Source organism: Pseudarthrobacter chlorophenolicus A6 (assembly GCF_000022025.1).
Classification (GTDB): Bacteria; Actinomycetota; Actinomycetes; order Actinomycetales; family Micrococcaceae; genus Arthrobacter; species Arthrobacter chlorophenolicus.
The window spans coordinates 4056872-4069487 of record NC_011886.1 but is presented as its reverse complement, the minus strand read 5'-3'; the positions used below and the strand labels follow the sequence as shown (position 1 = coordinate 4069487).

Genomic DNA, 12616 nt, shown 5'->3' with positions numbered 1-12616 from the left:
AACGCTTTGCCGCCTGCTCCAACTTTTGACAATCGAATTCCTGACGTTGCGGAGATAACCAGTGATCACAGTCCTTGCCGTGCACTTTTCGGTGGCTGTGCTGGCGCCGTTGTTCTTCAGGAAATGGGGCCGCAACGCATTCTACGCTCTGGCCACCGTTCCCGCTGCCTCGTTCGTCTGGCTTCTGTTCCAGCACGGCCCCGTCTATTCGGAGCAGGGCGCGGTGGCCGAGGTCATTCCCTGGATTCCCGGCCTCCACCTCGAGTTCGCGTTCCGCATGGACCCGCTGGCCTGGGTGATGTCGCTGCTGGTGCTGGGCGTCGGCGCCCTGGTGCTGCTGTACTGCGCCCGGTACTTCAAGCGGAAGGACCAGGACCTCGGCGCATTCGGCGCGCAGCTCCTGGCCTTCGCCGGAGCCATGTTCGGGCTGGTGGTGGCCGATGACCTGCTGCTGCTCTTCATTTTCTGGGAACTCACCACCATCCTGTCCTACCTGCTGATCGGCTTCGCCCGGACCAGGCTGGCGGCCCGGCGCTCGGCGCTGCAGGCCCTGATGGTCACCACCGCCGGCGGCCTGGCCATGCTGGTGGGGCTCATCATGCTGGGCCAGACGGCCGGAACCTACCGCATCTCGGCCATCCTCGAACTGGCCCAGGCACTCGCGGAAGGCCCGTCCGGCGCCATGGTGAGCGCCGCCGTCGTGCTCATCCTGGTGGGCGCCATCACCAAGTCCGCGCTGGTTCCCTTCCACTTCTGGCTTCCCGGCGCCATGGCCGCCCCCACCCCGGTCAGCGCGTACCTGCACGCCGCCGCCATGGTGAAGGCCGGCATCTACCTGGTGGCACGGCTTGCGCCCGGATTCGCTGAAACGGCCTACTGGCAGCCCGTGGTGTTGGGCCTGGGCCTGGCCACCATGCTGGTGGGCGGCTACCGCGCCCTGCGCCAGACCGACATCAAACTCATCCTCGCCTACGGCACCGTCAGCCAGCTGGGCTTCCTCACCATGGTGGTGGGCCTCGGCACGCCGGACGCGGCGCTGGCGGGCCTGGCGATGCTGCTGGCCCACGGCCTCTTCAAGGCGACGCTCTTCCTGGTGGTCGGCATCATTGACCACCAGTCCGGAACACGCGACGTCCGGAAGCTCTCGGGCGTCTTCCGGTCCTCCCGCGCCCTCGGAATCGTGGCCGGCATCGGCGCCGCCTCCATGGCAGGCGTCCCCTTCCTTGCCGGATTCGTGGCCAAGGAATCGGTGCTGGAAGCGTTCGTCCACCACGCCGGCGACCCGGACGCCGGGCCGTGGGGCATGGTGGTCCTGGTGGGGCTGGTCCTGGGTTCGGTCCTTACCTTCGCCTACAGCGCGCGGTTCATGTGGGGCGCCTTCGCCGTCAAACCCGGCGTGGAGCCCACCAAGTTCAAAGCCGTCCGGCCTTCCTTCATCGCGGCCCCGGCCATCCTGAGCATCCTGACCATCGCCTACGGCCTGTGGCCGGTACCTGTTGACGCGTGGATCCAGCCGTACGCCGCGCTGTTCGCGTCCGCCGCGCCCGACGCCGGGACGCCGGGCGAGCAGGCCGGTCACCTGGCGCTGTGGCACGGCCTGACCCCCGCACTTGGGTTGACCGCGCTCACCTTTGTCCTCGGCGCCGCCATGTACTTCGGCCGCAACGCCGTGGCCCGTGCGCAGGCGCTGGTGCCGGACTGGGTGGACGCCGACCGCGCCTACCAGCTGACTATCGGTGCGCTGGATGACATCGCCGTGTGGATCACCGGCCGGACCCAGCGCGGTTCGCTCTACTTCTACCTCGCCGTCATCCTCACCGTGGCGTTCGTCCTGCCGCTGACCGCGATCCTCTTCGCCGGCAAGCCGCTTCCGGACAACATCTACCTGGTGGATCCGGGCTCTCCGCTGCAGATCGTCGCGGGCATCGGCATCGTGATCGGCGCCCTCGCGGCCGTCAAGGCGAACAAGCGCTTCCTTGCCGTCCTGATGGTCTCGGTCACCGGCTATGGCATCGCCCTGATGTTCGCCCTCCAGGGCGCCCCGGACCTGGCACTGACTCAGATGCTGGTGGAAACCATCATCCTGGTGGCCTTCGTCCTTGGCATGCGCCGCCTCCCGCCCGAACTGCGGGACCGTACCGGCGGCAAATACCGGGTGGTACGGGTGATCATCGGCGCGGCCTTCGGAGCCACCATGGTCTTCGCGGCCATCTATGCCATGGGCGCCCGTGTGGCCCAGCCCATCTCCCTGCAGTTCCCGCAGCTGGCCTACGAGGGCGGCGGCGGGCTGAACATCGTCAACGTCACGCTGGTGGACATCAGGGCCTGGGACACGTTCGGTGAGATCACCGTGCTGGCACTGGCCGCCACGGGTGTTGCAAGCCTGATCTTCGTCCGCGGCCGCGGCGACCGCCTGCGGGCCTCCGCCTCGGTGGCGGAAGGAACCGTGGGCCGGTTCCACGGCGTGGACCCGGGTTCGCGGGACGGCGCCGCACTGGCCATCAGCAGGAAGTTCGCCACAGCCACCCGGGACGCCTGGCTGGTGGCCGGCCGGACGCTGGCACCGGAACGCCGCTCCATCATCTTCGAAGTGGTCACCCGGCTGGTCTTCCACTCGCTGGTGATCTTCTCGCTGTACCTTCTGTTCGCCGGCCACAACCTGCCGGGCGGCGGCTTCGCCGGCGGCCTGACAGCCGGCCTGGCCCTGACCATCCGCTACCTGGCCGGCGGGCGGTTCGAACTCAGCGAGGCAACTCCCGTCAGCGCCGGTGGCCTGCTGGGCATCGGCCTGGCCACGGCCGCAGGCTCCGGTGTTGCCCCGCTGTTCCTGGGCGGGCAGGTGTTCCAGAGCGCCATCATCCAGTTCTGGCTGCCTGTGTTCGGGGACATCAAGTTCGTCACGTCCACCATTTTCGACATCGGCGTCTACATCGTGGTGGTGGGCCTGGTGCTGGACGTGCTGCGCAGCCTCGGCGCTGAAGTGGACGTACACATCGAGGAGCGGGGCTCCGAACCCGCAGAGTACGAGGAACCCGAAGACATGCCAGCCGAAACCATCTCAGGAGGCAAGGCATGAGCATCAACCTCGCCCTGCTCCTGGTCATGGGTGCCCTGTATGCCTGCGGCATCTACCTGATCCTGGAGCGCAGCCTTACCCGGGTCCTGCTGGGCCTCATGCTCCTGGCCAATGCCACCAACCTGCTGATCCTTGCCACCGGCGGCTACTCCGGCCTGGCCCCGCTGTTCTCCAAGGACACCGCCGCGGGGGACTACAACGATCCGCTGCCTCAGGCGCTGATCCTGACGTCCATTGTGATCTCGTTCGCGGTGACCGCCTTCATGCTCGGCATCATCTACCGGACCTGGGTGCTGGCCCGCGAGGACGAAATCCAGGATGACGTGGAGGACCTCCGCGTCGCCGAAACCCCCAGCTTCGACGCCGAGGACGACGCCGAGATTCCCGCCGAAACGTCCGAGTTCCCGCTCACCATGCTGGGCGGAGACGGGCAGGATATCTCGGACCACCGGCCGGGCACCTGCGATGAGACTTCCGGCGGCCTTGAAGCGTCCGCCAGGGCGCACGGCGGCACCGACACCGTGGTGGCGGGCGACCGCGAGATGCCCACCGAGCACGCGGCCCAGGAAGAGAAACCCGGCTCACCCAACGTCAAGCCCAGCCCGGAAGGAGGCGGACAGTGAACATCGCCAGTCTGGCCCCGCTCGCCGTCGTACTTCCCATCCTGGGCGCCGCCCTGACCTTCCTGCTGATCCGGCACTCCCGTGCCCAGCGGGCCGTCAGCATCGGGCTGCTGTCCCTGACCCTGCTGCTCGAATGCTTCCTGATGGCGGCGGTGTGGGACGGCGGCACTGTGGCCGTCAGCCTCGGCGGATGGATTCCGCCGTGGGGCATCGTGCTGGTGGTGGACCAGTTCTCGTCACTGATGCTGGTGGTTTCCTCCGCGGTGAGCCTCGCGGTCCTCGTGTACGCCACGGGCCAGGGCATGGCCGACGGCGACAAGGACGCACCGGTGTCCATCTTCCACCCCACCTACCTGATCCTGGTGGCCGGGGTGTCCAACGCCTTCCTCTCCGGCGATCTTTTCAACCTGTATGTGGGCTTCGAGATCCTGCTGACGGCAAGCTACGTCCTGATGACACTGGGCGGCACCGGGCCCCGAATCCGCGCCGGCGTCACCTACGTGGTGGTGTCCGTGGTGTCCTCGGTGCTGTTCCTGATCTCCATTGCCATGGTCTATGGGGCCACCGGAACCGTGAACATGGCGGACCTGGCCATCAAGCTCGGCGAACTGGACCAGGGCACCAAGACCCTCCTGCACGTCATGCTGCTGGTGGCGTTCGGCATCAAGGCCGCAGTGTTCCCGCTGTCCTTCTGGCTGCCTGACTCCTACCCCACGGCGCCCGCCCCGGTCACCGCAGTGTTCGCCGGCCTGCTCACCAAGGTGGGCGTTTACGCCATGGTCCGCACTGAGACCCTGCTGTTCCCCGGAGACACCCTGAACACCCCGCTGATGATAGCGGCGCTGCTCACCATGGTGGTGGGAATCCTGGGCGCCCTAGCGCAGAGCGACATCAAACGTCTGCTCTCGTTCACCCTGGTCAGCCACATCGGCTACATGGTGTTCGGGCTGGCCATGTCATCGGTTGTGGGCCTGGCGGCCGCCATCTTCTACGTGGCCCACCACATCACCATCCAAACCAGCCTGTTCCTGGTCACCGGCCTGATCGAACGCCGCGGAGGCAGCTCCTCCGTGGACAGGCTGGGCGGGCTGGCCAAGATCTCGCCGCTGCTGGCGCTCCTGTTCTTCATCCCCGGCATGAACCTCGCAGGCATCCCGCCCTTCTCCGGGTTCCTCGGCAAGGTAGGCCTGCTGCAGGCCGGCGTGGAACTGGGAACGCCGTTGGCCTACGCCCTGGTGATCGGCGGAGTGGTCACCAGCCTCCTGACGCTGCTGGCGGTGGCCAGGGTCTGGAACCGTGCCTTCTGGCGGCGTCCTGCCGACGCCGAGCACCCGGATCCTGTGCTGCTGGCCGCGCCCGGGCAGCCGGTGGAAGAGGAAGTCCTGGACGACGAACCCGTGGGTACAGCGGGCCGGATCGGCCTGGCAGCGCCGGTCCTCAGCCGGGCTGGAAACGGTGGAAGCAGCACGCTGGTGCGGTCCACTCTGATGCCCCGCACCATGGTGGGCCCCACTGCCGGCCTGGTGGTCCTGGGCATGGCGCTGACCGTCTTCGCAGGACCCCTGTTCGGGCTGTCCGACCGGGCAGCGGCAGACATGCTGGACCGCGGCCCGTACATCCACGCCGTCCTGGGTGAGGACGTTACCGTCCCGGGCGTTGGAGCAGCCGCGGGAGGAGGAAAATGAGCCGCCAGCGGATTTCCCTTCGCCAGGAGCTTCCGCTCCTCGTCTGGCTGGTCATCGTGTGGGGCGCCCTCTGGCAGGATTTCAGCCCCGGCAACCTGCTGTTCGGGGCGCTGCTGGCCATCGCCGTCGCCCGGCTGTTCTACCTGCCGCCCGTGGAGCTCAGCGGACGCTTCAATGTCCGGCATGCCATCCCCTTCGCGCTGATGTTCCTGGGCCGGGTGGTGGTAGCCAGTTTCCAGATTCTCTACCTCGCCGCCGTCCGCGGGCCCAAGGTGCACAACGCGGTGGTTGCCGTGACGCTGCGGAGCCACCAGGACCTCATCGTCACCGCCACCGGCCATGTGATCTCGCTGATCCCGGGCTCGCTGGTGGTGGAAGTGGACCGCTCAACCTCCACCCTGTATTTGCACGCCATCAACATCAGCTCCGCCGAGGACGTGGAAAACCTGCGCAATGAAGTGCGTGCCATCGAGGCCGGACTGATCCGGATCATGGGCACCAATGAAGAACTCGCCATCGTACGGGCGGAGGCAGCATCATGATGCAGGCTGTCCTGGCCGTGACGGCCGTCATCCTCTCCCTCGCCGCCGGCGGGGCAATTATCCGGATCGCTCGCGGCCCGTCGCTGCTGGACCGGGTGCTGGCCTCGGACGTCCTGCTGGCCATCCTGGGTGCGGCGCTGTGCATTGACATGGCCGTGAACCGGCACCTGAACAACCTGATGCTGGTGGTTGCCATCTCCGTGATCGGCTTCATCGGGTCAGTGACCGTGGCGCGATTCGTCTCCGACCGGAGGGAACACCCCAGTGAGCCCTGAGCTGATGAGTCCGGACCTGACCAGCGTGGACGGCTGGATTGACGTGGTGTCCGCCGTGTTCATGGTGGTGGGAGCCGTCATGTCCCTGGGTGCCGCAATCGGCCTGCTGCGGTTCCCGGACCTGCTGAGCCGCATGCACGCCGCCACCAAGCCGCAGGTGCTGGGACTGTTCCTGCTGCTGGCCTCCATCGGGCTGCAGATGCGCACGTTGTGGGTATGGCCGGTCCTGGTGGTGGCTTGGATCTTCCAGCTGCTGACGGTTCCCGTGTCCGCCCACATGGTGGGCCGCGCCGGGTACCGGACCAAACACCTGCACCGGGAACTGCTGACCTCGGACGAGCTAGATGCGGTAGTGCAGAAAGCCGCCGCCCAGGCCGCCCGTGAGGGCAGCGAGGACGACGGCTCAACCCGCTGAAGCCAGCCGGCGGGGACAGTTTAGGTGTTTAGACGATGTCCTGCGTCTTGGCGAAACGGGTGATGGCCCGCTGCGTGCCGCGGTTGGCCAGGACCTGGATGATGGTGCTGACAAACGCGGAGATCAGCGCGAACGTCAGGGCCGAGCGAAGGCTGGTGGGGACGTCCTCGCCCTTGCCGGTGGGCGGCTTGTTGCCCGTGGTCTTTTCCCAGATGGTGTTGACCAGCTTGGTGCCGGCGAATCCTGCACCCAGGCTTACGCCGGTGCCGAGCAGCTTGATGAGAAGGTTCATTCCTGGTACTCCTTGCGGGCGGTAAAACGGTCTGCACCCCACCCTACTGGCTAAGTTCCTACGGCGCGGGGATGAGTCCTTCCCATGCCACTGTCCAGTCCTGCGGGAAACCCGGGGCATGCCGCGCCGGGCCGCCTTCCCATCCCGCAGCCATGAGCGCCACAGCGGCCAGCAGCCCGCCGTTGCCGGGCAGGTAGAGCGGGAGCGAAGCCGTCTGCCGGTTGTGCCCGTTGGGCAGGACCAGGTTCTTCGCCGCGTCCATCAACAGCGCGTCCACGGCGGCTTCCGGGTCTTCCAGTCGGGCGGCCGTCATGGCCATCACGGGGTAGTCCCAGCCCCAGGTGCTGTCCCAGTCCCAGCCGGCCAGTACGTCATTCAATGTGGCCCGCATTATCTCCGGGTCCACCAGGTCCGTGCGCGGCAGCACGCCCAGGGCGCACAGCATGGAGGGGTGGTCCGTGCGGATGGTGAAGGGCTCGACGTCGATCGCCGCGTACACGCCGTCCAGCACCCTTGGCGGGACCATGCCGTCCGCCACCGCCGCCCAGGTGCCCTCAGCAGCGAGCCCCAGCCGCTCCCGCCATACATTGGCCACGCGGAGTGCCCACTGCCAGTAGGCAAGCTCGAACGTGGGGTTGGTGACAGTCCCGCGCACCGATTCGTAGCTCTCCTGCGCCGGCACCAGGGGCGGGCCCAGTTCGAAACCCCGGTCCGTGGGGTGGGCGAAGGAGGCCATGAATTCAGCGGTTTCGAGGACCACCGTGGCGAATTCCTCCAGGAGTTCCCGGGATGGTTCGGCACGGTAAGCCAGTTCCGCCAGATGGATGGGGTGCGGCTGCTGCCAGATAAGGAAGGTGCCGATGGGGCTGGGGCTTTCCCGCCCGTCCGGACCCACCTGCTTGGGCCAGCGGACGCCGTCGAACCCCTGGGCCTTGGCCGTCTGCCGGGCGGGTTCCAGGACGGACGCGTACCAGCGGAGGGCGGGCAGCAGGAGCTCCGTCCTGTTCCAGGCGGCGAAGTGGGCGGCATGCCACCAGTGCATCTCGAGGTGGAAGCGGCCGCGCCACGAGCTGCAGGCCAGCCCTGTTTCCTGCGGCGGCAGGGACCCGGAGCAGTTGATGGCGGTGAGGTACTGGGAGAGTACTGCCCGGCGTTCGATCTCACCGGCGCGCGGATCGGCTGTTCCGGAGAGGTCGACGGCGCCGCCTGACTTCCAGAATTCCGGCCACGCCGTGCGGGACGCGGCAATGGCGGCACTGCCCGGTGCCGACGGCTTCTCCTGGGCAGGGTCAACGAACGGCTCCGGTGCCGGCACTGCATACCCGCCGATGCCCCCGTTTCCGCGTGGAAGGCAGTCGCCCTGCCCGGTGCTGATGAAGTGCACGCTGAAGTCGAGGCTGTCCTGCCCTGCGGCGGCCCGGATGAGCACGTCGTGCGGGCCGGCCTGCTCAAGTTCCAGCCCGGCACCGCTGACGGCCACCTGGTATCCGGAACTGTCCAGGCGGCGCGAAATCAGCCAGTGCCTGTGGGGGCCGCCGCCGTGCTGTTCTTCAATGGTGGTGGTGTGTGCTGCAGGACTGTCCCAGTCGGCCGCGTTGTGCCAGGCCTCGGAACCGTAGGGGAAAGCCAGGGATACGGCGAGGCCGTCCGCGAGGGCAGGGGAGAGGACGCGGAAGCCCAGCTCGTCCCTGTCCGGCCGGCACGCTGTGGTGACATTAACCGGGGTGCCGTGCAGGGTGAAGATGCTGGTGGCTGTGCCCGTCCAGAGGTCCAGGACCTGGTGCGCGCCGGTGATGTCGTCCCGGGTGAGCGCGGGCGCGTCCCTGCCCGGGAGCGCAAAACCGATCCGGCCCAGGTCCAGCCGGTGGGGGTTGGCGCGGAGCCAGGTTTCCGCCCGTGATGACTGTGTTTCGCGGCCATCCACGATGGCACCCACCATGTCCACGTAGGGGACCGGGCCTCGCGGTGAATCGTAGAGGACCGTGGAACCGGCAAGGGTGTATCCCTGTTCCGGCGGGACGGCGTGCCAGCCCCACTGTGCCTGCGTGCCCAGCAAAGTGCCGGGCGGCAGGTCGTCGCGTGCGGCCACAGGGTATTCCCCGGGAAGGGACTGCATGCCGGTCAGGTCCAGCGTGAAGCAGAATTCACCGTTGCCCACTGAGACGGGACTCCGTGGATCGAGGCTGTCCTGTTCCACGTTGTGGCGCCGTACCAGCGCTTCGCGGTTGATCACGGTCTGCTGGCTGTGCACGGTGCAGGCACTCCTTGGCTCAGGCCTGGGCCCGGTCCGGAAGCAGGCGGCTCAGAAAACGCTTTCCCAGTCAATCCTTGTGAGAACGCCGGGCAGTGTCAACCAACCAAGCCGAGGGTCCGCCGGCTTGCCTTGGCGGAGCGGGGGTCGGGGTCAGTCACATCTGGCTGGTTGGCGGTCATGGCCCACAATCTACCGCCCTCCAGGTGTAAACTTGAGCACGCCCGGGAGGGCTCAAAACATTCAACCGCAAGACATGCACAGCATCATCATCAACACATTAACGACAGGGGAGCGCCGCCGTCGGCCCCGGCACCAGCCGGGAAACGCAGGTGGGCGCTGAGAGTGCGGACAGCCGCAGACCCTCGAACCTGATCCGGTTAGTACCGGCGCAAGGGAGTCGAGTTCTCGAAGTGCGCGGACAATGGCGGCAGCAGCCGGCACCCGCCTCCACTTTCCCCTCCTGTTTCCAGGAGGATCACATGACTACTTCAGCAATCAAAAAGCCCGCCAGCAGGTCCTGGCGCGTCGTTGACATCGTGGTGGCGGCCCTGATCGCCATCGCCGGCGGCGTCATCTTCTGGGCCTGGTCCCAGGGAGCGACAGCCCTGTCCGGTCCGATCAAAATCGTTTACCCGCCCCTCACCGGCCTGCTGGCCGGCGGCTGGATGATTCCGGCCGTCCTGGGCATGCTCATTATCCGCAAACCGGGCGCTGCCGTGTTCTGCGAAACCGTCGCCGCGACCGGGGAACTCTTTATGGGATCCCCTTACGGTACCTCCGTGCTGTTCTCCGGATTCGTCCAGGGCCTGGGCGCCGAGATCATCTTCGCCATCTTCGTCTACCGGAAATTCAACCTTCCGGCCTCGCTGCTGGCCGGCGCCGCGGCGGGCCTCTTCTGCGGCCTGAACGACGCCTTCGCACCGTGGGGCTGGAATGTCGCCGACTCCGGCGAATACAAATTGGTGTACATCGTTTGCACCGTCATTTCCGGGGCCATCATCGCCGGCGCGCTCGCTTGGATCGCCACCCGCGGCCTGGCCAAGACCGGCGTGCTGAGCTCCTTTGCATCCCGGAAGGCCGCTACGGAGCCCGTCTTCTCCTGATGCCGGCACCTTCCCACGCCGCCGCACCCCACACGGTGCGGCCGGCGGCAGTCACCGCCCGCGGCTGGGGCTGGCGGCACGCGGGCCGCGCCAAGCCCGCCGTCCACGCCCTCGACCTCGACATCAGCCCGGGTGAGCGCGTACTCCTGCTTGGCCCCTCGGGGGCAGGCAAGTCCACGCTCCTTCACGCGCTCGCCGGGGTATTGGGTGACACGGACGACGACGGCGGGGCCGGCGAGTCCGACGAGACCGGTTCGCTGCTGGTCGACGGCGGTTCGCCCCGCGGGCAGCGAGGCCGCGCGGGCCTCATGCAGCAGGATCCCGAGACCCAGGTGGTCCTCTCCCGGGTCGCCGACGACGTCGCCTTCGGCGCCGAAAACCTTGCGGTGCCCCGCGACGCCATCTGGCCGCGCGTGCACGAGGCGCTGGCCGACGTCGGCCTGTCCCACCTGCCGCTGGACCACCCGACGTCGGCCCTGTCCGGCGGGCAGAAGCAGCGGCTGGCGCTGGCAGGCATCCTTGCGATGCGGCCCGGGCTCATCCTGCTCGATGAACCCACAGCCAACCTGGATCCGGCCGGCGTGCTCGACGTCCGGGACGCCGTGGCCCGCTGCCTGGACAAGACCGGCGCCACGCTGGTGGTGGTGGAGCACCGGGTGTCCGTGTGGAAGGACCTCGTGGACAGGATCGTGGTGCTGCAGCCCGGCAGCGGCGCCAGCCCCGCGGTACTCCTCGAAGGCCCGCCGGACCGGGTGCTGGCCGAAGCGCGGACCATGCTGACGGCCGCCGGCGTCTGGGTTCCCGGGTACGTGCCGTCCACCCGCGGGCGGGCTGCGGAACAGACCCCCGGCGCCGGAAGCCTCCTGCTGGCCGCCGAAAACCTGGCCGTCTCCCGGCAGCGCCCGCGCCGCAAAGGCTTCCGGAAAGTTCCGCCGGTGCCGGTGCAGGAGGGCATCACTGCCCAGGTACGCGCGGGGCAGGCCCTCGCCGTCACCGGACCCAACGGGGCAGGGAAATCAACCTTCGCGCTGACCCTCGCCGGACTGCTCGAACCGGTCAGCGGGGCAGTGTCCGCGACGACGGACCTCAGCCGCGGTGCCGGAATCACTCCGTACCAGTGGAAAGCCGAACAGCTGATCGAGCGGATCGGCACGGTCTTCCAGGAACCGGAGCACCAGTTCGTCACCGGAAAAGTCCTGGACGAACTGCTGTTCGGGCCCCGGCACCTGGGGCACGGTGAAGACAGAGTTGATGAGCTGCTGGAACGGCTGCGGCTGACCCACCTGGTGGACGCCAACCCCTACACCCTGTCCGGCGGCGAAAAGCGGCGGCTTTCCGTGGCCACGGTCCTGGCGGCAAGCCCGCAGGTCCTGGTTCTGGATGAGCCCACGTTCGGCCAGGATGCCAACACCTGGGCCGAGCTGGCATCGTTCCTCTCCGAACTCCTGGACGCCGGAACGGCAGTGGTGTCCGTGACCCATGACGCCGAGTTCACCGCTGCCCTTGGCGGCACGGAGCTCAAACTTGCAGCGGCGGAAGCGGTGGCGCCATGAGGCAGGAACTGAACCTTCGCGGAAACGCTGCGCTCCTGGCCCGCGCCAACCCGCTGAGCAAGCTGGCCGCCGTCGTGCTCATCACCGTGGTCCTGGCCCTGTCCATCGACTGGGTGTCCGCATCGGTGGCGCTGTTCTTCGAGCTGCTGCTGTTTCCGCTGGCCGGGCTCACGCTGGCGCTGCTGTGGCAACGCGGCTGGCCGCTGATCCTCGCTGCCGCGGTGGGCGGCTGGAGCACCTCCATCCTGGCGCCGGACAGTGGCCGGACGCTGATCGACGCCGGCATCTGGACCATGAGCGAGGGCTCGCTGGAGACCGGCGTGGGCTTCCTGCTGCGCGGCCTGGCCATCGCGCTGCCGGCAATACTCCTGGTGAGCTGCACGGACCCCACCGACCTCGCTGATGCGCTGGCGCAGAAAGCCCGGCTGCCGCACCGGTTCGTCCTCGGCACCCTGGCTGCGATGCGCCTTGTGGGGCTGATGGCCGAGGAATGGCAGACCATCGGGATGGCCCGGCGGGCCCGTGGGGTTGGCTCCCGCGGCAGCGTACTGCAACGGGTGAAGGCCACGCTGGGGCAGAGCTTCGGGCTGCTGGTCCAGGCGATCAGGCGGGCGTCACGGCTGGCGGTCACCATGGAAGCGCGCGGTTTCGGCGGCGGGCCACGCACGTGGGCCCGTGAATCCGCCTACTCGCTGCTGGATGCTTGGGTCCTGGCGGGCGGTCTGGTGATGGCCGGCGTGGCCGTTACGGCGGCAGTGTCAGCCGGCACCTGGAACATGGTGTGGGCCGGGAACTGAC

Annotated in this window: 11 protein-coding genes and 1 riboswitch; of the genes, 9 read left to right on the top strand and 2 right to left on the bottom strand. The window is 67.9% G+C overall.

Features of this window, described 5'->3' with window-relative positions; all coding sequences use genetic code 11:
- The first annotated feature begins 61 nt into the window (after positions 1 to 61).
- Genes ACHL_RS18335 through mnhG form a run of 6 tightly spaced genes read left to right on the top strand, consistent with a single transcriptional unit; the run spans position 62 to position 6616 of the window.
- A complete protein-coding gene (locus ACHL_RS18335) occupies positions 62 to 3076 on the top strand; it encodes a Na+/H+ antiporter subunit A (RefSeq protein WP_015938809.1) in 3015 nt (1004 codons plus the stop codon).
- The gene (locus tag ACHL_RS18330; RefSeq protein ID WP_015938808.1) at positions 3073 to 3699 is read left to right on the top strand and encodes a Na(+)/H(+) antiporter subunit C; all 627 of its coding nucleotides are present in this window, start codon (positions 3073 to 3075) and stop codon (positions 3697 to 3699) included. The genes ACHL_RS18335 and ACHL_RS18330 overlap by 4 nt, the downstream gene beginning before the upstream one ends.
- Entirely contained in the window at positions 3696 to 5384 is a 1689-nt protein-coding gene (locus ACHL_RS18325) for a Na+/H+ antiporter subunit D (protein ID WP_015938807.1), read from the top strand. The genes ACHL_RS18330 and ACHL_RS18325 overlap by 4 nt, the downstream gene beginning before the upstream one ends.
- The gene (locus ACHL_RS18320; protein ID WP_015938806.1) at positions 5381 to 5926 is read left to right on the top strand and encodes a Na+/H+ antiporter subunit E; all 546 of its coding nucleotides are present in this window, start codon (positions 5381 to 5383) and stop codon (positions 5924 to 5926) included. Before ACHL_RS18325 ends, ACHL_RS18320 begins: the two co-directional genes overlap by 4 nt.
- Complete coding sequence (locus ACHL_RS18315; RefSeq protein ID WP_015938805.1) at positions 5923 to 6201, top strand: monovalent cation/H+ antiporter complex subunit F; 279 nt, start codon at positions 5923 to 5925, stop codon at positions 6199 to 6201. The genes ACHL_RS18320 and ACHL_RS18315 overlap by 4 nt, the downstream gene beginning before the upstream one ends.
- Before the next feature lie 4 nt (positions 6202 to 6205).
- Positions 6206 to 6616 carry a monovalent cation/H(+) antiporter subunit G gene (gene mnhG, locus ACHL_RS18310; protein WP_015938804.1) on the top strand — a complete coding sequence of 137 codons (411 nt, stop codon included), beginning with the start codon at positions 6206 to 6208 and terminating at the stop codon, positions 6614 to 6616.
- 28 nt (positions 6617 to 6644) lie between these two features.
- Here mnhG and ACHL_RS18305 read toward each other — a convergent pair whose 3' ends face one another.
- Entirely contained in the window at positions 6645 to 6908 is a 264-nt protein-coding gene (locus ACHL_RS18305) for a DUF4235 domain-containing protein (protein WP_015938803.1), read from the bottom strand.
- Positions 6909 to 6966: 58 nt separating this feature from the next.
- Complete coding sequence (locus ACHL_RS18300) at positions 6967 to 9159, bottom strand: hypothetical protein (RefSeq protein ID WP_015938802.1); 2193 nt, start codon at positions 9157 to 9159, stop codon at positions 6967 to 6969.
- Positions 9160 to 9437: 278 nt separating this feature from the next.
- A riboswitch (TPP riboswitch) is annotated at positions 9438 to 9575 on the top strand.
- Between the two features lie 66 nt (positions 9576 to 9641).
- Here ACHL_RS18300 and ACHL_RS18295 point away from each other — a divergent pair.
- Genes ACHL_RS18295 through ACHL_RS18285 form a run of 3 tightly spaced genes read left to right on the top strand, consistent with a single transcriptional unit; the run spans position 9642 to position 12615 of the window.
- Complete coding sequence (locus ACHL_RS18295; protein ID WP_015938801.1) at positions 9642 to 10265, top strand: ECF transporter S component; 624 nt, start codon at positions 9642 to 9644, stop codon at positions 10263 to 10265.
- Entirely contained in the window at positions 10265 to 11818 is a 1554-nt protein-coding gene (locus ACHL_RS18290; protein ID WP_015938800.1) for an ABC transporter ATP-binding protein, read from the top strand. The genes ACHL_RS18295 and ACHL_RS18290 overlap by 1 nt, the downstream gene beginning before the upstream one ends.
- The gene (locus ACHL_RS18285; protein ID WP_015938799.1) at positions 11815 to 12615 is read left to right on the top strand and encodes an energy-coupling factor transporter transmembrane component T family protein; all 801 of its coding nucleotides are present in this window, start codon (positions 11815 to 11817) and stop codon (positions 12613 to 12615) included. Before ACHL_RS18290 ends, ACHL_RS18285 begins: the two co-directional genes overlap by 4 nt.
- The last annotated feature ends 1 nt before the right edge of the window (position 12616 follow it).